A 22,420-nucleotide genomic window follows, 5' to 3' on the forward strand; every position below is an offset into this window, starting at 1 on the left:
CCCCGCCTTCGCGGGGATGACGTGTTGGTGGTTTGCGGGGATGACGTGGTGGTAATTCACGGATGCGCTGTGTGGTGTTTTGCGGGAGTGACGTGCGGCCGGGTCGCGGGGACGAGACAGGTGGGGTTACGGGAAGGCCGAGTTCCAACTCGGCCATGGGTGCTGCAGGCAAGTGAGCTGGTCGAGCGGGAGCTCGACCTTCCCGGAATGTGCCCCTACCAGAATGCGACCTTTCCGGGACGCGACCACCCCGCGATGCGCGCTACCCGAGGAGCGACCCTGTCGGGGATCGCAGCATGCCAGGCGCTAGCCCTTCCCCACCAAATCCCAGACAAAAAAAGGGCGTGACCGAAGTCACGCCAAAGTTTCACGAACAGACTTGCAGAACGAGGGGCATGTCCCTCAGGGGTAGTACTCAGGGCCGACAACTCACCACCAGCCCCTAGCGCCCCGGCAGGTGGAGCAACCTGCGCGGGGTTTGCCTGGGTGGGCTTAGAAGAAGCCCAGCGGGTTGACGTCGTAGCTGACCAGCAGGTTCTTGGTCTGCTGGTAGTGGTCGAGCATCATTTTGTGGTTCTCGCGACCGACGCCGGACTTCTTGTAACCACCGAACGCGGCGTGGGCCGGGTACATGTGGTAGCAGTTGGTCCAGACGCGACCGGCCTGGATGCCGCGGCCTACGCGGTAGGCGCGGTTGATGTCGCGGGTCCAGAGACCGGCGCCCAGGCCGAACTCGGTGTCGTTGGCAATCGCCAGGGCTTCTTCTTCGGTCTTGAAGGTGGTAACGCTGACCACCGGGCCGAAGATTTCTTCCTGGAAGATGCGCATCTTGTTGTGGCCTTTGAGCAGGGTCGGCTGGATGTAGTAGCCATTGCCAAACTCGGCACCCAGACGCTCTGCGCCGCCACCGATCAGGAACTCGGCACCCTCTTCGCGGGCGATTTCCATGTAGGACAGGATCTTGTCGAACTGCTGCTCGGAGGCCTGCGCGCCGACCTGGGTGTCGGTATCCAGCGGGTTGCCGCGCTTGATGGTACGGGTACGCTCCAGCACCATGCCGATGAAGTCGTCGTACATGTCTTCCTGGATCAGCGCGCGGGACGGGCAGGTGCACACTTCACCCTGGTTGAAGAACGCCAGCACCATGCCTTCTACGGCTTTGCTGACGAAGGATTCTTCCGCCTGCATGATGTCGGAGAAGTAGATGTTCGGCGACTTGCCGCCCAGCTCCACGGTAGACGGGATGATGTTTTCCGCAGCGCATTTGAGGATGTGACGGCCAACCGGGGTGGAACCGGTGAACGCGAGCTTGGCGATGCGCGTGCTGGTGGCCAGCGCTTCACCGGCTTCGCGGCCATAACCGTTGACCACGTTGAGTACGCCCGGCGGCAGCAGGTCGCCGATGACTTCCATCAGCACCAGAATGCTCAGCGGGGTTTGCTCGGCCGGTTTCAGCACGATGCAGTTACCGGCAGCCAGGGCCGGTGCCAGTTTCCACGCGGCCATCAGCAGCGGGAAGTTCCACGGAATGATCTGACCAACCACGCCCAGCGGCTCGTGGAAGTGGTAGGCGGCGGTGTGCTCGTCCAGCTCGGCGGCACTGCCTTCCTGCGCGCGGATGCTGCCGGCAAAGTAGCGGAAGTGGTCGACGGCCAGCGGGATGTCGGCGTTCAGGGTTTCACGCACGGCCTTGCCGTTGTCCCAGGTTTCGGTGACGGCGAGCAGTTCGAGGTTCTGCTCGATGCGGTCGGCGATTTTCAGCAGGATGTTGCTGCGCGCCTGCACGGAGGTCTTGCCCCAGGCATCTTTGGCAGCGTGAGCGGCGTCCAGCGCCTTGTCGATGTCTTCTGCGGTGGAGCGCGGGATTTCACACACGGCGTTGCCGGTGACCGGCGTCAGGTTGGTGAAGTACTGGCCTTTGACCGGCGCGACAAACTCGCCATTGATGTAGTTGCCATAGCGAGACTTGAAGGAAACGACTGAGCCTTCGGCTCCGGGTTGTGCATAGATCATTGTTGTTTTCCTCTGAGCGAAGCCTGACCCCGCACGGGTCAAGTCATGGTTCGATCTTAGTAATGGGTCCGGGGTGTCTGGTATGCGCCGTTGGCAGGGTTGACGTCGTTATTTAGTAGTAGATTGCCCGACCCATGGCACCCTCTCAGGCTAGCTGCCACGCCGCACGGCGGTGCTGCGGCCGACCAGCGGTCAGGCACGCTGCACCCGCAGCACGCCGGTATCGATGGCCAGATGCACCAGCTCGGTCAGCGAGCTGACGTTAAGTTTTTGCTTGAGCACGGTGAGGTTGTTGGAGACGGTCTTGCTGCTGATGCACAGGTTCTCGGCGATCAACCTCGGCGCCACGCCACGGGCGAGCATCACGAAGATCTCGAACTCGCGCTGGGTGACGTCGCGCAGGCGCGGATCGAGGCGTTCATCGCTGCCGGCGCAGGCCAGCTGGGTGGCCAGCTCCTGCTCGATATAACGATGCCCCTTGAGGCAACGCCCCGCCGCGTCGCAGAGCACCTCGGGCGATGCCGTCTTGGTGATATAGCCGAGCGCCCCGGCGGCGAGTGCCTGACGCACCAGCGGCAGTTCGTCATGCATGCTGAGAAACAGGATGCGCAGCAGCGGCCAGCGCTGCAGCAGGCGACGGGCGGTTTCGATGCCGCTGATGCCGGGCAGGCCAATATCCAGCAAGACCAGGTCGGGTACGCGCTGCTGCGCGGCCACCAGGGCGTCCTCCCCGCTCTCCACGGCGCGAATCTCCGCCTGCGGCAGCATCTCACCCAGCAGGCAGGCACAGCCGTGGCGCACCATGGGGTGATCGTCCACCAGCAGCAGGTTCATGGTTGCAGCTCGTGCTGGGCGGAGACGCTGGCGGCGGGGCTATCCACCGCCAGCAGGCGGTCGGTGCCCAGCAGGCACAGCAGCATAAGGGTCAGGTGCAGCAGGGTTCGCAGACAGTGCATGGTGGTGGTCCACTTGTTTTCTGCCCATGCTATGCCGCTCGCGCGCGAGCAAAATACGACCTTGGTACCGCCAACCCGCTACTTTCTGCATATGGGCTTGCAACCGCAGCCGCGCCATACTGCCGGCAAACACCAACCGGACTGCCGCCATGCGCCTGCTGATCGTGCTGACCGCCTTTTATCTTTTCGCCCTGAGCGCCGCTACCCTGGTGGCAGATGAACGCCTGAATGACCTGTTGCAGAGCGCTGAATCACCGATAGCCGCCCGGCAGATAGCGCTTGCTCCGAGCACCTGCGACCTACTACTTTAGTACTGGTTTGTAGTGCCAACGTCTCATTTAAAAGACACCCTACTGGCGATGTAATGCCTACAGTGCCAACCGCCTTGGCTGCATACATAAAAAAATAAAACGGGTTACCAAGCCATGTACAAGATACTCATAGCTGACGACCACCCCCTGTTCCGCGAGGCCATCTGCAACGTCATTGGCAGCGGCTTTCCGGGCAGCGAGCTACTGGAAACCTGTGACCTGGACAGCGCGCTGGCGATCGCCCGCGAACAGGACGACCTGGACCTGATCCTGCTGGATCTGAACATGCCCGGCATGCATGGCCTCAACGGCCTGATCACGCTGCGCAACGAGTCACCGTCGATTCCGGTGGTGATTGTCTCGGCCGAGGAAGACAAGCAGGTTGTGCTGCAGGCCATCACCTACGGCGCGGTGGGCTTTATCACCAAGTCCTCCCCGCGTGCGCAGATGACCGAAGCCATCGAGCAGATTCTCGACGGCAACGTCTACCTGCCCTCCGACATCATCCGCGCCAACCACACCATCACCCGCCGCAACCCCGAGGAGTACCCCATCTCCCCGGAACTGCTCTACGCCCTCACCCGCAAGCAGTTGCTGGTGCTGGAGCGCATGGCCAAGGGTGAATCCAACAAGCAGATCGCCTACCACCTGGACATCGCCGAAACCACGGTCAAAGCCCACGTGTCTGCCATTTTACGCAAGCTGAATGTGCATAACCGGGTACAGGCGATTTTGTCGGCCAGTGATGTGGATTTCAGTGCGTATTTGCGGCGCTGAGCGGGGCTGACTGCCCCTTCCCTTCTACGTTTGCACACCGCGTTCGTAGGGGCACGGCATGCCGTGCCCGCCGTCCCCCGATACATCCGCGGCTGTGATAATTATCTAGGCCAACTTGTCGTCCTGGTTTCGCCTTCCCGGCGAGCCAAGGGGGGGGCTGCTTGCCCAGCCCCCCTTAGCGATCCCCCGGGGCACCCGACTACGCGGCCCTGCGGGTTCGCTGCGTTGCTCGATTCATCGGGGAAGCCTCGCCGGCCGCGCGAAAACTCGTCGCTACGCTCCTCAGACACCCTACGCTTCTTTTTCCCGATAAATCTGCGCTACTCGCCCGCGTAAACGGGATCTGGGGCCGTGCGCACTCGCCCCACTTCTCCGCAATAAAAACCACACACAGGTAGCTCGAGCTCCCGCTCGACCAGCGAACCTCCGTGCGACCCCGCGGCCAAGTTGGAACTCGGCTGTCCCGGAAGGCATGCCCTACCAACGAGGATGAAGTGCGCACGGCCAAAACTCCCCTTCAAGCTGTCGAGTAACGCAGGGGACGAGCGATCAGCGGGGCGGACTGTCTGAGGAGCGAAGCGACGAGTTTCCGCCACGCCGCTTGGCACCGAGTAACGCAGAGAAGCCGAAGGCCAGCTTGGCGGGGCCCAAGCTGGTCGCGACCTTTCTTTTGGTTACGGCTCGATGGCCAAGCAAAGAAAAGTGACTCGCCAGGAAGGCGAAAGGAATCTCAATGAATGCGAGGAAAGGAGCTTTCAGTTAATGCGATGACAAACGGGCAGCAGGTACTCCCTAACCACTCACCGCCAACAAATGACTCATCGCGGTTTTCAGTTTCATCGGTTTGACCGGTTTGTGCATCAGCACATGGCCCAGCTCACGCACCTGCAGCTTCAGCGCGTTGCTGTAGTTGGCGGTGATCAGCAGCACCGGCAGTGGCGTGCCGCGGCGGGCGTTGATGCGGCTGACCACATCGACGCCGTTGACGTCATTGTCCAGATGGTAATCGGCAATCAGCAGATCAGCCGGCGCGTGGAAGTTGTCCACCTGGGCGGCGAGATCTTCTTCTGACAGCGCGGTGATCACCTCACAGCCCCAGCCTTCCAGCAGGGTACGCATGCCGGCACAAATGGCGGCGTCGTTATCCAACACCCAGACGGTCGAACCGGGCAGGTGTTCGCCGATACGCGCCGAGACCGGTTCGCCAGCCTGGGTGGTCGGTTGCAGGCGACCAAAGGGCACCTCCACCGCAAACACCGAGCCGCGCCCTTCTACCGAACGCACGCTGATACGGTGGCCGAGCATGCGGGCAATCTTGTCGACAATGGCCAGGCCCAGGCCGAGACCGCGGTCACGGGTATTGGCGCTGGGGTTGACCCGTTTGAACTCCTGAAAAATCTCCTGCAGTTTGTCTTGTGGAATCCCCAGCCCGGTGTCCCACACTTCGATGCGCAGTCCGTGCGCCTGCCGCCGGCAGCCCAGCAGAATGCGGCCGCGCGGTGTGTAGCGAATGGCATTGGTGAGAAAGTTGCGCAGAATGCGCACCAGCAACTGGGCGTCGCTGCGCACCACTGCCCGGCAGCCAACAAAGTGCAGAGCCAGCCCTTCGCTGCCGGCGATCTGGCGGCATTCGTTGGCCAGGTTGTCGAGCAGATCAGCCAGCACAAAGGCGCTGATGTCCGGTTTGATCACACCGGCATCGAGCTTGGAAATATCCACCAGAGTGCCCAGCAGGTTCTCCACGTCCTCCAGCGAATGACTGACCTGACGCACCAGTGACGCACCGGACTCCGGCAAGCTGTCGTGCTGTTCCAGCAGCGCCCCGGTAAACAGCCGGGCGGCATTGAGCGGCTGCAGCAGGTCGTGGCTGACCGCGGCAAGAAACTTGGTCTTGGACAGGTTGGCCTGTTCCGCCTCGCGTTTGGCTTCGCGCAGCCGGGCTTCGGCCTCGGTACGCTCGCGAATTTCTTCGCGCATCTGGCCATTGACCTCGGTCAGCTCCTGGGTGCGCTCGCGCACGCGCTGCTCCAGGTGCTGATAGGCCTGATGCAGGGCTTCAGAGGTGCGCCGCCGCTCGGTGATATCGCGGATCAGCACAAAGATGCCGACCACTTCGCCGTCGCCATCACGGTTGGGCACATAGGAGCGCAGCAGGTAGCGCTGCTGTCCATCCAGGCTGGGCTCGGCAAACTCGAAACTCAGACTCTCGCCCCGGAAGGCGCGCTGAATGTAGGGCTGCAGCCGCTCGAACAACTGGCTGCCATGAACGCGGTGCAGGGTCTGGCCAAGAATCTCACCGCGCGCCCAGCCGTACCAGTCTTCGTACACCTTGTTGGTGAACTGGTAGGTCAGATCTGCGCCAACATAGGCAATCAGCGCCGGCACATGGTCGGTGATCAGGCGCACCCAGCGCTCGCTTTCCTGCAGGGCGCGGGCGTAGAGATCGCGCTCGGTGATATCGGTAAAGGTGTTGACGAAGCCGCCGGTCGGCATGGGGTGGCTGCGCACCTCCAGCACCCGCCCGCTGGACAGGCGCTGCTCACAGGTGAGCAAGGGCGCGCCCTGATGGTTAAGGCTGTAGGGTGTGAACAGCTCCAGCTCGCTGTCTTCGATCACCTCGGCAAAGGGCCGGTGGGCTTCAATCGGCGCCAGCCCGGACAACTCCAGGAAGCGCCCGTTCCAGACCTCCAGCGCGCCGTCATCGTTGACCACCGCAACGCCCTGGGACAGGCTGTCCACGGTGCGCTGCAGCAGCCGGGTTTTCTGCTCCAGGGCCTTCTCCCGCCGCGCCTTCTCGGACTGTTTGAGGTCGGTAATATCGGTGTACATGATCACCAGCCCGCCCTCACGCGTGGGCCGCTCGCTGACCTGCATCCAGCGCTGATCGCGCAGCTGGTGCAGCAGTTGGCCGTCGGCAGCGGCGTCGGTCTCGACCACCAGGCCGGTGGTCAGCGCCAGGCGCTTGACCTCATTGAGTGAAGTGCCCTCGGTCACGCACACGCCGGTGCCCTGCCAGAAGGCGGCAAAGCGGCTGTTGAACAGGACGATGCGGCGCTGCTCGTCAAACAGCACAAAGGCGTCGGATACGCTTTCAATGGCGTCGATCAGATAATGGTGGGCCTTTTCCGCCCGGGCACGCGCATCGCTGAGCAGGCGGTTGCTGGCCTGCAGCTCGGCCATGGTGTCGTTCAGCGCCTGGGTACGCTCTCGCACCTGCTCGGCCAGCTCGACCGAATGCTGAAACGCCGCGTAGCTTTCGGTGCGCTGGCTGGAACTGGACTCGACCCGCTCGATCAGCGCGGCGTTGATGCGCTGCAACTTGCTGTTGGCCGCCCGCAGCGCCTCCACCTCGGCCTGCAGCGCCTGGGCGTCCGCCGCGCCGCTGTCGGCGCTGCGCAGATCAACGAGGGAAGGCAAAGGCCACCCCGGTGAAGGTCTGGTTGATATGCATGCCGTTGAACTGCTCACCGTAGGTGTTAAAGCCGATCACCCGGTTGGCCGCCAGAAAGTCGGACATGCGTTGATCCTCCCCGCGCAGCTCGGCCTCCATGCGGCGCAAAAAGCAGTCGCAGCCCAGAATCAGAACCGGTTCGCCCAAACGCTGGCGCAGCTGTTCAAACTGCAAACGCAAGTTGGGCAGCAGCTCGCCGGGCGTCATGGCGGTAAGCACGATGCCGGTGTCCACCGCGCAGTAGAAAGTCAGGCTGCGATCGGCGTTGACCCGCTGGATAGAGCGCACATAGAACTGATCACGGATACGCACCGCCAGCGCGTTGAGGGCAAAGTGCTCGGCCCGCAGCGCGTCCAGCGGCACCCCCACCAGCCTGGCGTATTCCTCTGCTGCCGGTTCGGCGTTCAGTTCCAGCACCGTGCGGCTGGCACTGTCGGCGGCGGTAACTACCAGCTTGCTGTCTGTGGGCTTGAGGTGATGGGTGGTAAACACCTCAAAATCCAGCCAGGTGTTGATCATCACCACCACCGCAGCCCCGGTCAGAAAACGCCCCTGGTAGTACACATGGGTGTGGCTGAGGTGGTTGTCGTCGCCGGCGGAGCCGCCAAAATGCGGAATGCTGCCAAGTGCCGCGCTCAGGGTATTGAGCACCAGCTCCTCGCGGCTGGAGAGACCATCGAGCATCGTCAGCGCGAAGGTATGCTCCTTGATGGGCGCCAAATTGACCTGCCGACAATAGCCCAGCATGCGCTCTACCGCCTGCTGCGCCTCGACCAGACTGAAGCTGTCCAGCGCCTGGATCAGCGTGCAGTCAACGGCAAAGGTGCGCAGGTCCAGACCAAGCGCACTGATGCAGCCGCGTCCATACCCCTGGGCGCTGATCTCTCCGGCAGTGGTACAGCCCAGCAGCATCACGCCGCCAAAGTGCTGCTCCAGCGCGGTTGCCAGGCGCTCCAGCGGATACTCGGCGGAACAGAAAAGCAGCACGCAGCCCAGGTGCGGATGCAGCAATTGACGGGCCAAATCCTGCGCCGCCGCATCCGGGTCCAGGGCCTCGGTCATGGCGGTACGAAAGCAGTCGTCGAGCAACTGGAAGCTGGGCTGGGCAATATCGGGAATAGGGTTCATGCCCTCGATTCTAGTGAGCCGGCAAGGCCCGGCCCTATGCTACTTCAGTACTGGATGGGTAGGTCTTGGGGACAACGCGGCGCGCTGCTGGTGCCCGACGGAGAAGCCTTCGGCGTTCTCCATCCTACATGGTTGAGGTGCGGGGCTGGTGGCGGCCGTAGGGTGGAGAATCGCGTAGCGTTCTCCACCATGAGCGCCCCGCCGCAGCCCCGCGGCCAAGCTGGAACTCCGCCGTCCCAGAAACAAAAACCCCCGCCTGCTCACACAGGCGGGGGCCGGTATTGCCGCAGGCTCTTACCAGCTCAGCGCAACACCCAGCGCCACCGAATCAGTCTCTTCGATGGTCAGGTTGTTGGTGCGATCTTCGATCTCGAACTGGTTGTATTCGGCCACCAGCGTCAGGTGCTCGTTGATGCTGTGGAACAGGCCGATGGCGCGGGTTTCGTAATCAGCTGCGACGCCCAGGCCGTTGCCGTCGTCTTCGGTCTTGCCGTAGGACAGTGCCAGGCGGGTCTTGCCGCCGAAGGTGTAGGAGCCCTGCATCAGATAGCCGGTGCTGTCGATCTCACGCAGTACCGCTTCACCGGCGTTGTTGGTGAAGAAGGGGTTGATGCCTTCGGCGTCAAAACCAGAGGCAATCAGCGACAGCGCCCCCATCTTTGCCTGCACACCGTAACCGACGCCCTCGGAGGTGACGTCGTCCACGGCATCATCGGTGTTCTTGGAAGTCTGGTAACCGGCATTCACCCAGCTGTAGATCTCGGCACCAGCCAGATCAAACTGATAGGTCACTTCGGTCTCAAAGCGCGGGGCATCCTGATAGTTCTTGCCGGCGACGGTGTCGTCACTGGTATCGACCGGGTCCACGATACCGGCGGCGATGCGCAGGCCACCCATGACCGGTGAACGGTAGGTGATCTGGGCGGTCGGGAACGGGTATGGGTAGCCGCTGCCGATGTTGCCGAAGGACACGCCGCCACCGTCTACCAGGCCGAGGGTGTCGCTCACCTGACCGTAACCGGCGAGCATCTCGTCGAGCAGGATATTGGAGCGGGCAAACAGGCCAAAGTCCTTACCGACCAGCACTTCACCCCAGTCGCCGCCGATGGTGCCGTAGAACTGACGCACGTCGATGGCGGTCGCGGTGCCGTTGGTTTCGCTGTCGTTGATGGTGACCCAGAACGAGGAGCGCGCGCCGAGCGTCAGGTCGCCCATGTCCTTGCCCATGTTGAAGCCAATGTAGTTGGGCAGGAAGCCCATCTTGACGCGGGCCTGGTCACGATCCAGATCGTCGTTGATGTTGTCGGTGTCGGTCTGCACGTAGAAGGCATTGACGTAGCCGTCAGCAGAAAAGGTGGTGCCGTCTTCGTCGTACAGGGTGATAGCAGCCGAGGCCGGCGCGCTCAACAGCGCCAGGGCAATGGGGGTCAGCAGGGTGCAGGCAATCTTGTTCTTGTACATGGTGCTCTCCGATGTAATCAGTGACTGAAGCGTCACGCCGATTATCAGAAAGCCCCCTGCATCCCCCTATTGGTCCTCGGTGGCGAAGCTCCGCCTATTTGGTCGGTGCGACCAATTGTCCGGCCTACGCTACTTTTGCAGGTCGCACTTTCTCCTCCTCTAGTGCTGCACAGCGCAGACGGGGTCAGGCTCTGGAGCGAAACCAACAGCCCACATCATGGCGCTTGTCGCACGGGTGGTACCTCTTAGTGGATATTCAAACTGATCGGGCACCGGGCCACTATCGACCCAGGAAGTTCGGCGGGCTCAGGCAGACCTTGGACACCATGTGCAACGCAGGCATGCTGAGTCGGTCAGGGCTTTCTACCAGAACGGCATAGCAACCCGCCGCGAAGTGAGGTCCTGATGTTGATGTTTGATTGGCAGCGCCGTGCGCTGCTCCTGATTCTCTTGTGGGCACTGGGCAGCGTCAGCGTCTTGGTTCACGCAAGCGAGCGCCCTTGGCAACGAGTGCAGGAGATGCTGCCCGAAGCCACCAGCTGGAGCGCCCCCGAAGGCGATTACGCGGTGCGCAAGGTACTGGCTGATGACCAGTTACTGGCCTACCAGTTTGAAACCATAAACGTGGTCGACATTCCAGCCTACTCAGGCAAGCCGGTCAATCTGCAAGTGTTGCTTTCTCCGGAGGGCAGCATCATTGACGCTTTCGTTTTGGAACACCACGAGCCGATTCTGCTGGTGGGTATCCCCGAGCAGAAGTTGCATGATTTCAGCGCCAAATATCAAGGCATCAAGGCCAATCAACGCGTGGTGGTTGGCAAGTCGCAGGACGAAAGCGTGGTCACCGTAGACGCCGTCACCGGCGCCACTGTCACGGTGATGGTGGTCAACGAGATCATCATGAATGCCAGCCGGGCAGTGGCTGTGTCGTTGGGCTTGATCGCCGATACCAGTGACCGCCCGTTCGCCGCCTCTAGCATTCGCCAGGATGTCTACTCCCCCGCCAGCTGGACCACACTGCTGGGCAACGGTGCGCTGCGGCGCCTGCACCTGACGTGGGGACAGGTAGACGATGCCTTTGTCGGCACCGACGCCGAAGGTATCGACAGCCCGGCTGCCGATCAGCGTGACAATACCTTTATTGATCTTTATGTATCCCAACTCGATGTCCCGACTGTCGGCCGCAACCTGCTGGGTGAACAGGAATTCTCTTACCTGCAGCAAGAGCTGGAACCAGGCGAATTTGCCATCGGCATATTTGGCACCGGAGACTACTCCTACAAGGGCTCGGGCTACGTGCGTGGCGGTATCTTCGACCGTTTGCAGTTGCGCCAGTTTGGCAACACCATCAGCTTCCGAGACCTGGACCACATCCGACTAACCGACCTGTTTGTCGATGACGCCCCGGCGCTGGACGAGATGTCGGTATTCATCGTGCGGTCTCACCACGATTTCGACCCCGGCTCGCCCTGGTCAGCCGAGCTACTGGTGCGTCGCCAGACCGGCCCGGTAGACGGCGTTTTTACCAGCTTCGAATTGGGTTACCAAATTCCCGAGGAGTATATCGCGCGGCCGCAACCCAGCGCCGAGCAACTGGCTGCAGTGGAAGCAGCCAACCGGCCTATGTGGGTCAACATCTGGTATCAGAAAGCTTTCCAAATTGGCGTCCTGCTGGCTGCCTTGGTGCTGCTGCTGGTCATACTCTTTCTGCAGGACAACTTCACTCGCAAGCCTCGCTTTTTGCATTGGCTACGGCGCGGTTATCTCGTCTTCACCGTGATGTTCATTGGTTGGTACGCACTGGGTCAACTGTCTGTCGTCAACGTACTGACCTTTGTGCACGCCCTGATGCAAGACTTCCGCTGGGAGCTGTTCCTGATTGACCCGGTCATTTTCATTATCTGGACCTTTACGGCTGCCAGCATTCTGCTCTGGGGGCGCGGCGTTTTCTGCGGTTGGCTCTGCCCCTTTGGCGCCCTGCAGGAGCTGATTAACGAGGCCGCTCGCAAGCTCAAGATCCGCCAGTTCGAACTACCTTTTGCGGTACACGAACGCCTCTGGGCAGTGAAGTACATCATTCTGCTGGTGCTATTCGGGTTGTCACTCGAGTCGCTGGCAACCGCGGAAAAGTTTGCCGAAGTAGAGCCCTTCAAAACCGCCGTCACGCTGAAGTTCGATCGCCAATGGTGGTTCGTGCTGTATGCCGTCATCTTGCTGGTGATCAACATTTTTACCCGCAAGGTTTACTGCCGTTACATCTGCCCGCTGGGCGCCGCTCTGTCGATCCCCACCAAATTCAAGCTGTTTGATTGGCTCAAGCGTCGCAAGGAGTGTGGCAACCCCTGCCAGCTATGCGCCGTGGAGTGCGAAATCCAGGCCATTCACCCCGATGGCAAGATCAATCACAACGAGTGCCACTACTGCCTTGACTGCCAGATGACTTACCACAATGACACCAAGTGCCCGCCACTTATTGTCAAGAATAAGCGCCGCAAGCGCACTGCCCCGAGCAACCCCAACCAGATACCCGTGGTTGAAGTGCAAGCCAACACCTGAGTTGCATCCCAAGGAGATAGGTATGAGCAAAGAAACTGAAGACAAACCAGGCATGAACCGCCGCCGCTTTCTGGGCGCTTCCGCGCTGACCGGCGCAGGCGTAGCGATGCTTGGCACCGCCGGTATAGGCAGCGCAGTCATGAGCCGCGAGTCCTGGGCCGCCGCTGTTAGCGAAGCCCGCCAGAACGCCCATGTAGCACCCGGAGAGCTGGATGAGTACTACGGCTTCTGGAGTGGCGGACACCAGGGCGAGGTACGCGTGTTGGGCGTGCCTTCCATGCGTGAGCTGATGCGTATTCCGGTATTCAACGTCGACTCCGCTACAGGATGGGGGTTGACCAATGAAAGCCGCGCCATCATGGGGGAAAGTGCCAAATACCTGAACGGCGACTGCCACCACCCGCACCTTTCCATGGCCGATGGTCGCTATGACGGCAAGTACCTGTTCATCAATGACAAGGCCAACAGCCGCGTAGCGCGCATCCGTCTGGATATCATGAAGTGCGACAAGATGCTGACGGTGCCAAACGTTCAGGCCATTCACGGCTTGCGTGTGCAGAAGGTACCGCACACCAAGTATGTGTTCGCCAACGCCGAGTTCATCATTCCGCACCCCAACGACGGCTCCCAGTTCGACACTACCGCAGACTACAGCTACACCATGTTCAACGTCATCGACGCCGAGAACATGGAGATGGCCTTCCAGGTCATTGTCGAGGGTAATCTGGACAACTGTGACGCCGATTACACCGGCAAATACGCGGCAGCCACCTGCTACAACTCCGAGAAGGCCACCGACCTGGGTGGCATGATGCGAAATGAACGCGACTGGGTTGTCGTCTTCAACATCGAAGCCATTGAGCAAGCGGTCAAGGCAGGCAACTTCATCACTTTGGGTGATTCCGACGTACCGGTAGTTGATGGCCGCCGCAAAGACGGCAATAACAGCCCGTTCACCCGCTACGTTCCGGTGCCTAAAAACCCGCATGGACTCAATACCTCGCCGGACGGCAAATACTTCATCGCCAACGGCAAGCTTTCGCCCACGGTCAGCATCATTGCCATCGATCGCCTGGACGACCTGTTTGCCAACAAGTACGACGAAGAACGTGAGGTCATTGTTGGCGAACCCGAGCTGGGTCTTGGCCCGCTGCATACGACCTTTGATGGTCGCGGTTACGCCTACACCACCCTGTTTATCGACAGTCAGGTGGTCAAGTGGAACATCGAAGACGCTGTCCGCGCCTACAATGGCGACGATGTCAGCTACATCCGCCAAAAGCTCGACGTCCAATACCAGCCCGGCCACAACCATGCCTCACTGACAGAAACCCGCGACGCAGATGGCAAGTGGCTAGTGGTACTGTGCAAGTTCTCCAAGGACCGCTTCCTGCTGACCGGTCCATTGCATCCGGAGAATGACCAATTGATCGACATTTCCGGCGACGAGATGAAGCTGGTACACGATGGCCCCACCTATGCCGAGCCGCATGACTGTGTCCTCGCCCATCGCAGCCAGATCAAGACCCGCAAGATCTGGGAACGCAACGATCCCTTCTTCGCTCCCACTGCGGAGATGGCCAAGAAGGACGGGATCGTACTAGAAAGCGACAACAAGGTGATCCGCGACGGCAACAAGGTGCGGGTCTACATGACCTCAATGGCACCGGCCTACGGGATCAACGAGTTCACCGTCAAGCAGGGTGATGAAGTCACCGTAATCATTACCAACATCGACGAGATCGAAGACGTCAGCCACGGCTTCTGCATGACCAACCATGGCGTCAGCATGGAAATCAGCCCGCAGCAGACCTCATCGGTCACCTTTGTCGCCGACAAACCCGGTGTCCACTGGTACTACTGCAACTGGTTCTGTCACGCCCTGCACATGGAAATGGTCGGCCGTATGCTGGTTGAACCAGCCTGAAGGAACAGGCGCCGCTAGTCTCAGCTAGCGGCGCGGTTCTCCATCTGGAGTCTTGATGAAGCTTGTCTGTCTCATCCTCTTGGCTGGTCTTGCGGCACTGCCCGTCGGACTACATGCCGGCCCCATCGGCGGCAACGGTGCATCGCTTCCCCTGGTGGCTGAAGGCGAGCATGCCTGGTTGCTGCCTGCCGGTCACTATCATGGTAACTACCGCATCGACCAGCCACTTGAGCTGCGCTGTGCCGAGGGAGCCGTGCTGGATGGCGATGGTCAGGGCAGCGTGGTGACCATTGGCGCCGCAGAGGTAACGATCAACGGTTGCACCCTGCGCAACGGCGGACGCGATCTGACCGCCATGGACGCGGCCTTGTTTGTCGAGAAGCAGGCTGCCAACGTCCGTCTGCTGAATAACCAGATCACCACACCCGGGTTCGGCATATGGGTCGATGCCAGCAAAGATGTCGTCATTGATGGCAACGATCTGGTTGGCGATGACAGCATACGTTCGCAGGATCGCGGCAACTGCATACACCTTTACGCGGTCACCGGCGCTCTGGTGCGCAACAATAGCGCGCGCCTGTGCCGCGACGGCATCTATATCGACACCTCCAATTTCAATCGCCTGGAAAACAATCGCCTGGAGGATCTGCGCTATGGCGTGCACTACATGTTTTCCAACAACAATGAAGTCATCGGCAACCTCACCCGCCACACCCGCACCGGCTACGCGCTGATGCAAAGCCGCAAGCTGACAGTGGTCGGCAACCGCTCAGAAGACGATCAGAACTACGGCATCCTGATGAATTACATCACCTACTCCACCCTGACTGACAATCAGGTCAGTCGGGTACGCAGCGGCAGCACCGGCGACAGCATGATCCAGGGCGCCGAGGGCAAAGCGCTATTCATCTATAACTCGGTGTTCAACCGCATCACCGGGAACAGTTTCAGTCAAAGTCCGCTGGGGATCCACCTGACCGCAGGCTCCGAAGACAACGTGATCAGCGGCAACCGCTTCACCTCCAACCAGCAGCAGGTGAAGTACGTCGCCACCCGGACCCAGGAATGGTCCGAAGACGGCCGTGGCAACTACTGGAGCAACTATGTCGGCTGGGACCGCAACAGTGACGGACTGGGCGATGTGCCATACGAACCCAACGACAATGTCGATCGCCTAGTGTGGCTCTATCCGCAACTCAAGCTGCTGATGCACAGCCCTGCCATCGAGCTACTGCGCTGGGTCCAGCGACTGTTCCCAATCTTGCAGTCGCCCGGCGTGCGCGACAGCTATCCGCTGATGTCCAACCCCGAAGGAAACACGAATACATGACTATGGTTGAGCTGACACAGGTGTCCGTCACCTACGGCGCGCTCAAGGCCGTAAAAGACATGAACCTGCACCTGGCAGCTGGCGAGGTGCTCGGCCTGTTTGGTCACAACGGCGCCGGCAAGACCACCACTATGAAGCTGATCCTCGGCCTGCTGCGCGCCAGCAGCGGGCGCGTATGCGTGCTAGGCCAGTCACCGCAACAGGCCGACATTCGTGCCCAGCTGGGTTATCTGCCGGAAAACGTAGCGTTCTACCCCCAGTTAACGGGTCGCGAAACGTTGGACCATTTTGCCCGATTGAAGTCGGCCAATGCAGCTCAGGTCGCAGCACTGCTTGAGCAGGTTGGCCTGCGGCAAGCCGCGGACCGGCGAGTCAAGACGTACTCCAAGGGCATGCGTCAGCGCTTGGGCCTGGCACAGGCACTGCTCGGCACACCGCGCCTGCTACTGCTGGACGAACCCACCGTTGGCCTGGACCCGATTGCCACCCAGGATTTGTATCAGTTGATCCAGAATCTGCGAGCGCAAGGCACCGCCGTGATTCTTTGCTCTCATGTACTGGCTGGCGTCGAACACTTTATCGACCGCGCCGCCATCATGGCGGAGGGCCAGCTACGCGTAGTCGGCACCCTGCCCGAACTGCGCGCGCAGGTGGACCTGCCCAGCCAGATTCGCATCAGCGCTCACCATGCGGCACAGCAGTGGCAGCAACAGCTCCGTGAGGCCGGCTATACAAGCAAGTTGCTAAACCAGCACTCGCTGTTGATCGATGTGCATCACAGTGAGCGCCAGGACCTGTTCGGACTACTCGCCGCACGCGGTATGACAGCCGATATCGAAATTCGACAACCAGGCATGGAGGCACTCTACCGCCACTTCATGCAAAACACCGCCAGCAAGGGAGATGAGGCATGAACGCAATTTGCAGCATCGCCCGCAAGGAACTGCAAGATGGCCTGCGCAATCGCTGGATGCTGGCGATCAGCTTGCTGTTTGTAGTATTGGCCGTTGGCATTGCCTGGTTTGGCGCTGCGGCCTCTGGTCAGGTTGGCTTCAGCTCGATCGACGCCACGGTTGCCAGTCTGACCAGCCTGGCAACCTTTCTGATCCCACTGATTGCTTTGCTGCTAGCCTACGATGCCATCGTCGGTGAAGACGAAGGCGGCACCCTATTGCTGTTACTGACCTACCCCCTCAGCCGCGGACAGCTGCTGCTAGGCAAGTTTCTGGGCCAGGGTCTGATCCTTGCTCTGGCCACGATACTGGGCTTTGGCGCGGCGGCCGTCGCCATTGCCGCAATGGTATCGGACCTGAATCTGACCGTGCTCTTCGTCGCCTTCAGCCGGTTTATTGTGTCTTCGATACTACTGGGCTGGGCCTTTATGGCACTGGCCTACCTGCTCAGCGCACAGGCACGCGAAAAGTCCAGCGCCGCCGGAATGGCTCTGGGTGTTTGGTTCTGGTTTGTACTGGTATTTGACCTGCTCCTGCTGGCTCTGCTGGTGGCTAGCAAGGGCCAGTTCAGCCCGCAATTGCTGCCCTGGCTATTACTGCTCAATCCGACCGATATCTATCGCCAGATCAACCTCAACGGCCTGAACGCCGGCAACGAAATGACCGGTTTACTTGCCCTGGGACAGTCCCTGCCTGCCGACACGCTGGTGCTTTGGAGCGTTCTTGGGCTATGGGTCATTCTGTTGCTGGCTCTGGCCTACCATCGTTTTGCTCGCCGCCCCATATAAGGAATTTTATCATGCGAACGCTCAAGAACCTGTGGCTGATCGCTGCCGTTGCGTTTTTCCTGACTGGCTGTTCTGATGATCGTCAGCAGGCCGTCCCGCTGTCCCCGCAGGCATTCCACAGTGACGACGAATGCCATGTTTGCGGCATGGTGATCACCCGCTTCCCAGGGCCTAAGGGGCAAGTACTGGATGAACAAGCTGGCAACGTGAAAAAGTTCTGTTCGGTATCGGAGATGGTTAGTTGGCTAGTTCAACCGGAAAACCGTCACGCGCTGGATGGCGCCTGGGTTCACGACATGGCCCAAAGCCCATGGGACAAGCCCGACGATAGCCATCTGGTCAAGGCCACAGACGCCTTTTATGTGCCAGCCCCGGCGTTGCAGGGCGCTATGGGAATGAGCCTCGCCAGTTTCGCAAAGCGCAGCGCTGCGGAGAACTTTGCCAGTATCCAGCACAGCCAGGTACTCGACCTTAGCGGTCTGGAGCAGCACCTGGCCAACGTGGCGGCACCTTCACACATGCATCACTGACAGGAGGCTTTTATGGGCATCAGTGTCTGGCAATTGAGTATTTTGATGTTGATTGTGCTGTTGCTATTTGGCAGCGGCAAGCTGCGAAGCCTTGGCGGCGATTTGGGTGGTGCTATTCGCAGCTTCCGCCATGCGGTCAGCGAGGATGACAAGAAAGACGATTGAGCAGCAAAGCTGCGCAATCATACGGCGATGGCGGAGCACTAATCGTGTGTGGCGCTGACGAGGCGCCAGCATGGACTCTGCGGCAGGCGGCTGACAAAGGCGTTCCAGTGCGCGGCGGTCAATTGCAGCAGCGCCTGCTGCTCGGCGGCCAACTGATCGTCACGTTGCCAGACGCAATCTTCCCATAGCCCCTCAAAACGGTGCTGAGGATGCTGGCGCTGCTGCTCCAGCAACTGCGCCAGGTGAGCCGACTGCGCCTGCAGGTGCTCAGCACTCAGCGCGCCCAGGTCCTGCAGGCTGGTCTGCAGAAAAGCATCGACCGCGGACTCGATGCACCGGTGCGAGCGGTCCGGTGACTGCACCAGTAACAGCAAGCCCGCACGGCCCGCCCGCCGGTGCAGCCGGGCGACGACCCAGTAGCCGAGCTGTTGCCGCGTGCGCAGCTCAGCGAAGAACGGGTCCGCCAAATGGTGATGCAGCAGACGCCAGCAGGCCGCCTCCTGCAGGCTGTCGTCGGCAGCCGACAGATAAAGCAGCTGGGCGCGGTCCGTATGCTTGCAGCTGACCTCGCTGACCTGCAGCTGCCGGGGCGCCAGCGGCGGCATGGGGCATTGCCAGCCAAACGGCTGCATCAGCGCCGGACACAGGTTGACCAGCAGTTTGGCAATCTGCGAACGCTCGGCCTCCGGCCAGCGACTGGGTTTGAGCCAGACAATCTGCGCCTGCGCGCACAGATGTTGCCAGAGCAGCTGCGGGTCACGCGGCCGCCAGGCGCTGAGCGTACGCTCCTGTTCAAGGGTCTGCAGCAGTCGCCAGGCGGGCAAGGCATCCTGCTCCTGCTGCATCCAGCGCCAGCTGCGGCGTTCGATCAATGGCAGCTGGGCGGTGGCGGGCGGCGCCTGCAGCTGCTGCAGCAGCTCACGCACAAAACCGGGCAGCAAGGCTGGTGGGCCCATGACATCAAGCACCAGTTGGCCCGGTGCGAGGGACCAGCTCAGCTCAATGCCCACCTGCTTGCCCCACTGCTGCAACGCCTCGCTGCGTAGCGACCAGCAGGCCTGCAGCCAGCGCCGATCAGCTCGACTGGCTTCGCTCTCGGGCCAGCACCAGGCCAGTCGGGTCCGCAGCCCGCCGGCCTGCGGTGCAAAGCGGGTCAAACGCAGGCCCGGCAATCGGGTAGACCAGCGCAGCCCTTCGGCGGCCTCCGGCAACGGCCCCAGGCAGGGGCCTGTACGGCCCTGCAAGTTGGCCACAGCGGCCGGAGCAACCTGCAGTGCCAACGCCCGCCAGGGCGTATCGGTGTACGCGCAGCGCTCGGCCCCGAACAGGCGTGGCAAGCGCTGCAACACCAGGCGGTTGGCCGGTGTCAGCTGCCCGACAAGCTGCTGCCACTGCGTCTGGGTCAGGACATCCAACGCCACGCCCGGCAGGTCGAGTACCTGCTCGGCAGGCAGGGTCAGCAGACGTTCCGCGTAATGTCGGCAAGCAACGAGCATGTCGCCCTGGGGGCCGAGATCAAAGGCGGTCTGTGCCATGGTTCGGCGCGCGTCCTGCGGCCACTGCGCGGGGTCCTGAATGGCCATGGCCTGCAGCCAGCCATCCAGCTCGGCCAGTAGCAGCCCCGGCTCGGCGTCAACGCTGCGCAGCTCCAGCCGCAGCAGCGCCTGACCACCGGCATCGGCGCGCAGCGTCGCGTGCAGCTCGTCCAGCAAGCCTCTGTCGCGCAGATACCCCAGGGCTCCGGCTGGCGCCGCGCTGTTCAGCCAATCACACAGCCAACGCGCCGCCGCGCCATGCACATCGCACGCACTCAGCGGATACAGCACCAGGCATTCGGCCTGGCTACTGGGGCCCTGCCACTGCACCAGCCGCGGCAGCTGTCCGCTGGCAAACAACGGCAGCACAAAAGGCTCCGGTGCCCGCCCCGCCATCAGTTGCTCGGCGCTGGCCTGCGCCAACGCCTGCAGCTGCTCTGGCGCCTGTGGCCCATGCAGCACCAGTGCCATGCTGCCCGCGCGGTAGTGAATCCCGTGCCACTGTGTCAGCCGTTCAGCCAGCACCTCGGCGTCGCCGTCCAGCGAGCGGGCGTTGCCCGCGCTGAAGCGGCTGAGCGGGTGTTCGGGGTGAATCTGAGTGGCCAGGACGGCCTGGGCATGAATGTCGTCATCGGCCAGCCGGGTGTGAAACTCGGCGTCGATCACCTGCCGTTCCTGCCCCACCTGCTCGGGGGCAAACAAGGGAGCCGCCAGCATGTCGGTGAGCTGCGCCAGACAGGGTTGCAGCCCCTCGGGGCTGACCGAGAAAAAGAAGCGCGTGGCGTCCGGCGCGGTGCTGGCGTTAAAACGCCCGCCCCACTGCGCCACCAGTGCGGGGAAGGAACCTGGCACCGGCCACTGCCGCGAGCCCATGAACAGCATGTGTTCCAGCAAGTGCGCCAGCCCCGGCAGGTCATCGGGCTCGGCATGACTGCCGGCAGCGACCTGCACCACCGCAGTCGCGGCGCAAGCGTCAGGGTCGTGGATCAGCAGGCATAACAGCCCATTGGCCGCACGGTACAGTTGATAATCCCGCTGATCAGCGGGTTGCAGAGATAGACAAACGGGAGACACGGCTAGCTTCGCAGAAAAGAGGCCAGGAGCCAGCTTAAAGCAACGGTGCAACGCCTCCGGAAAACCGCGACCAAAGTAGTAGATAGCAACGACGGATGGTTAATGAAGCGCTGAATAATTCCACACGCCCTTTGCGCGTGCTCAAACGTGTAGCTGCAAGGCCCGGTGAGCAGCCAATAGTGGTTCTATTGGCCAGCAGCGCAACGCAGCAGATGCATGCTTGAGCGCCCGCCCTGCGGGGCGTTCAGGCTGGACCGGATGCGGTCCAACCTGAACGCCAGAGGGGATGTTGAACTAATCAGTGCTTCCTCAAGGCGCAACATGCGCCGGCTCTGTCGCCACGCCCCTCGCCCGCCGTCAGCCATCAATCGACCAGACAAGACGCGGGGTGCGGCGACAGACGGCGCAGCCTCAGAATGCCAGACGCGCCCCGATGGTCAGGTTGCGACCGGGCAGCAGCACTTCATCCTTGATATAGGAGCTGTGCTGACGCGCTTTTTCATCCAGCAGGTTGTTGCCGCGCAAGAACAGCAGATAGTCGCTCTCGCCCAGCACGCCGCGCCAGCTCAGGCCGGCACCCAGCAAGGTGTAGTCGCCGGTCTCGGTCTCGTAGTCGGCGGTACGATCCTGACGCATCACCTGAGTCGCTTCCACATGCGCTCCCAGGTGGCTGGTCAGACGCTGGTCGACGCGCAGGCCATAGCGGTCTGCCGGGATACGCGGCAGGTCGCCGCCATCCTTCAGCTTGCCGCGCACGCTGTCGCCGAACAGGGTCAGCCCGGTCGAACCGGTTGCCTGCCAGCTGATGCTGCCCTCCAGACCATGCAGCACGGCATCGGCCTGGCTGTACTGCACTACGCGATAGCCGGCGCCCGGGTCATCACCAGTGTCGGCGGCGTAGATGAAGTCATCAACATCATTGCGATACACGCTGACATCAAAGGTAACCGGCCCGTGGATGCGACGCAGCCCCAGCTCCATGTTGACGCTGGTCTCGCGGTCCAGGTCGGGGTCACCGATTTCCACCGTGCGGGTGGCGGCATGCGGGCCGTTGGCGTACAGCTCTTCTGCAGCAGGCAGGCGCTGGGAGCGCGAAAGCGAGCCGTAGAGCACCAGCTCGGGCTGGAACTGCCAGCTGGCGCCAACCGACACCGATGTGCCTTTGTGGTCGGCGTCATCGTTGCCGTCCTTGCGCTCGATCGACTGCCACTCCTGACGCAGACCAACCTCGTAGATCCAGTCGCCCTGCTCATAGCTTTCCAGCAAGAAAAGTGCGCGGTTGTGGGTCAGGGTCGGCGGTACATAATCTTCTTCACCGGTGGCGGCAAAGTCGCGACGGCTCAACTGGGTACCGATCACCCCGCGCCAGCCGACAATCGGGTTGTGGGTCAGCTCGACGCGCCCTTCCGTGCCACGGTTGGTGAAGCGCGTGCCCGCTTCAGCACCTTCCATTTCGACGTGTTCG

Annotated in this window: 17 protein-coding genes; 9 read left to right on the forward strand and 8 right to left on the reverse strand. The window is 61.5% G+C overall.

From position 1 onward, the window contains the following. Positions 1-492 precede the first annotated feature (492 nt). The 3 genes from exaC to CNQ84_RS20955 form a co-directional block, all read right to left on the reverse strand. Positions 493-2,013: an acetaldehyde dehydrogenase ExaC gene (gene exaC / locus CNQ84_RS19125; RefSeq protein WP_096006377.1), complete on the reverse strand. Its 1,521-nt coding sequence runs from the start codon at positions 2,011-2,013 to the stop codon at positions 493-495. A gap of 192 nt (positions 2,014-2,205) precedes the next feature. Then, positions 2,206-2,847 carry a response regulator gene (locus tag CNQ84_RS19130; RefSeq protein WP_096006378.1) on the reverse strand — a complete coding sequence of 214 codons (642 nt, stop codon included), beginning with the start codon at positions 2,845-2,847 and terminating at the stop codon, positions 2,206-2,208. After that, positions 2,844-2,969: a hypothetical protein gene (locus CNQ84_RS20955; protein ID WP_268877923.1), complete on the reverse strand. Its 126-nt coding sequence runs from the start codon at positions 2,967-2,969 to the stop codon at positions 2,844-2,846. Before CNQ84_RS20955 ends, CNQ84_RS19130 begins: the two co-directional genes overlap by 4 nt. A gap of 149 nt (positions 2,970-3,118) precedes the next feature. Between CNQ84_RS20955 and CNQ84_RS20560 the strand changes: the two genes are divergently transcribed. Beyond that, positions 3,119-3,280: a hypothetical protein gene (locus CNQ84_RS20560; RefSeq protein ID WP_165771328.1), complete on the forward strand. Its 162-nt coding sequence runs from the start codon at positions 3,119-3,121 to the stop codon at positions 3,278-3,280. A gap of 114 nt (positions 3,281-3,394) precedes the next feature. Then, entirely contained in the window at positions 3,395-4,057 is a 663-nt protein-coding gene (locus CNQ84_RS19135) for a response regulator transcription factor (protein WP_096006379.1), read from the forward strand. 792 nt (positions 4,058-4,849) lie between these two features. On the opposite strand, the gene CNQ84_RS19140 is transcribed toward CNQ84_RS19135, so the two are convergent. The 3 genes from CNQ84_RS19140 to CNQ84_RS19150 all read right to left on the reverse strand — a co-directional run bounded on the left by CNQ84_RS19140 (position 4,850) and on the right by CNQ84_RS19150 (position 10,097). Next, on the reverse strand, positions 4,850-7,474 hold the full coding sequence (locus CNQ84_RS19140; RefSeq protein ID WP_425439983.1) for a hybrid sensor histidine kinase/response regulator: 2,625 nt from the start codon (positions 7,472-7,474) through the stop codon (positions 4,850-4,852). Then, entirely contained in the window at positions 7,458-8,570 is a 1,113-nt protein-coding gene (gene nosP, locus CNQ84_RS19145) for a nitric oxide-sensing protein NosP (RefSeq protein WP_096006390.1), read from the reverse strand. Before nosP ends, CNQ84_RS19140 begins: the two co-directional genes overlap by 17 nt. A gap of 360 nt (positions 8,571-8,930) precedes the next feature. Then, entirely contained in the window at positions 8,931-10,097 is a 1,167-nt protein-coding gene (locus CNQ84_RS19150; protein WP_096006380.1) for a porin, read from the reverse strand. A 405-nt stretch (positions 10,098-10,502) separates the two neighbouring features. On the opposite strand from CNQ84_RS19150, the gene nosR reads away from it, so the two are divergent. From nosR to tatA, 7 genes are read left to right on the forward strand one after another with little or no spacing between them, the layout of a single operon-like run. Next, complete coding sequence (gene nosR, locus CNQ84_RS19155) at positions 10,503-12,653, forward strand: transcriptional regulator NosR (RefSeq protein ID WP_096006381.1); 2,151 nt, start codon at positions 10,503-10,505, stop codon at positions 12,651-12,653. 22 nt (positions 12,654-12,675) lie between these two features. Then, positions 12,676-14,580, forward strand: coding sequence for a TAT-dependent nitrous-oxide reductase (gene nosZ, locus CNQ84_RS19160; RefSeq protein WP_096006382.1), 1,905 nt, complete (start codon positions 12,676-12,678; stop codon positions 14,578-14,580). 55 nt (positions 14,581-14,635) lie between these two features. After that, the gene (locus tag CNQ84_RS19165) at positions 14,636-15,910 is read left to right on the forward strand and encodes a nitrous oxide reductase family maturation protein NosD (protein ID WP_096006383.1); all 1,275 of its coding nucleotides are present in this window, start codon (positions 14,636-14,638) and stop codon (positions 15,908-15,910) included. Next, a complete protein-coding gene (locus CNQ84_RS19170) occupies positions 15,907-16,824 on the forward strand; it encodes an ABC transporter ATP-binding protein (protein WP_096006384.1) in 918 nt (305 codons plus the stop codon). Before CNQ84_RS19165 ends, CNQ84_RS19170 begins: the two co-directional genes overlap by 4 nt. After that, positions 16,821-17,651, forward strand: a complete 831-nt coding sequence (locus CNQ84_RS19175) for an ABC transporter permease (protein ID WP_096006385.1) — start codon at positions 16,821-16,823, stop codon at positions 17,649-17,651. The genes CNQ84_RS19170 and CNQ84_RS19175 overlap by 4 nt, the downstream gene beginning before the upstream one ends. 11 nt (positions 17,652-17,662) lie before the next feature. Continuing rightward, entirely contained in the window at positions 17,663-18,181 is a 519-nt protein-coding gene (locus CNQ84_RS19180; RefSeq protein WP_096006386.1) for a nitrous oxide reductase accessory protein NosL, read from the forward strand. Between the two features lie 12 nt (positions 18,182-18,193). Then, the gene (gene tatA / locus CNQ84_RS19185) at positions 18,194-18,346 is read left to right on the forward strand and encodes a twin-arginine translocase TatA/TatE family subunit (protein ID WP_096006387.1); all 153 of its coding nucleotides are present in this window, start codon (positions 18,194-18,196) and stop codon (positions 18,344-18,346) included. A 38-nt stretch (positions 18,347-18,384) separates the two neighbouring features. On the opposite strand, the gene CNQ84_RS19190 is transcribed toward tatA, so the two are convergent. Together CNQ84_RS19190 and CNQ84_RS19195 are read right to left on the reverse strand one after the other, a co-directional pair. Continuing rightward, positions 18,385-20,955 carry an insulinase family protein gene (locus CNQ84_RS19190; protein WP_165771329.1) on the reverse strand — a complete coding sequence of 857 codons (2,571 nt, stop codon included), beginning with the start codon at positions 20,953-20,955 and terminating at the stop codon, positions 18,385-18,387. Between the two features lie 411 nt (positions 20,956-21,366). Continuing rightward, positions 21,367-22,420: TonB-dependent receptor (locus CNQ84_RS19195; RefSeq protein ID WP_133065925.1), on the reverse strand; the 1,054-nt coding region annotated here is incomplete at its 5' end.

This window comes from Pseudomonas abyssi (assembly GCF_002307495.1).
Taxonomy (GTDB): Bacteria; Pseudomonadota; Gammaproteobacteria; order Pseudomonadales; family Pseudomonadaceae; genus Halopseudomonas; species Halopseudomonas abyssi.

What these genes read in the sequence shown, in the direction of transcription:
- CNQ84_RS20955 (WP_268877923.1), bottom strand. Translation starts at nt 2,969, where the DNA reads ATGCACTGTCTGCGAACCCTGCTGCACCTGACCCTTATGCTGCTGTGC.
- nosP (WP_096006390.1), bottom strand. Translation starts at nt 8,570, where the DNA reads ATGACCGAGGCCCTGGACCCGGATGCGGCGGCGCAGGATTTGGCCCGT.
- tatA (WP_096006387.1), top strand. Translation starts at nt 18,194, where the DNA reads ATGGGCATCAGTGTCTGGCAATTGAGTATTTTGATGTTGATTGTGCTG.
- CNQ84_RS19150 (WP_096006380.1), bottom strand. Translation starts at nt 10,097, where the DNA reads ATGTACAAGAACAAGATTGCCTGCACCCTGCTGACCCCCATTGCCCTG.
- nosZ (WP_096006382.1), top strand. Translation starts at nt 12,676, where the DNA reads ATGAGCAAAGAAACTGAAGACAAACCAGGCATGAACCGCCGCCGCTTT.
- CNQ84_RS20560 (WP_165771328.1), top strand. Translation starts at nt 3,119, where the DNA reads ATGCGCCTGCTGATCGTGCTGACCGCCTTTTATCTTTTCGCCCTGAGC.
- CNQ84_RS19130 (WP_096006378.1), bottom strand. Translation starts at nt 2,847, where the DNA reads ATGAACCTGCTGCTGGTGGACGATCACCCCATGGTGCGCCACGGCTGT.
- CNQ84_RS19175 (WP_096006385.1), top strand. Translation starts at nt 16,821, where the DNA reads ATGAACGCAATTTGCAGCATCGCCCGCAAGGAACTGCAAGATGGCCTG.
- nosR (WP_096006381.1), top strand. Translation starts at nt 10,503, where the DNA reads ATGTTGATGTTTGATTGGCAGCGCCGTGCGCTGCTCCTGATTCTCTTG.
- CNQ84_RS19135 (WP_096006379.1), top strand. Translation starts at nt 3,395, where the DNA reads ATGTACAAGATACTCATAGCTGACGACCACCCCCTGTTCCGCGAGGCC.
- CNQ84_RS19180 (WP_096006386.1), top strand. Translation starts at nt 17,663, where the DNA reads ATGCGAACGCTCAAGAACCTGTGGCTGATCGCTGCCGTTGCGTTTTTC.
- exaC (WP_096006377.1), bottom strand. Translation starts at nt 2,013, where the DNA reads ATGATCTATGCACAACCCGGAGCCGAAGGCTCAGTCGTTTCCTTCAAG.
- CNQ84_RS19165 (WP_096006383.1), top strand. Translation starts at nt 14,636, where the DNA reads ATGAAGCTTGTCTGTCTCATCCTCTTGGCTGGTCTTGCGGCACTGCCC.
- CNQ84_RS19170 (WP_096006384.1), top strand. Translation starts at nt 15,907, where the DNA reads ATGACTATGGTTGAGCTGACACAGGTGTCCGTCACCTACGGCGCGCTC.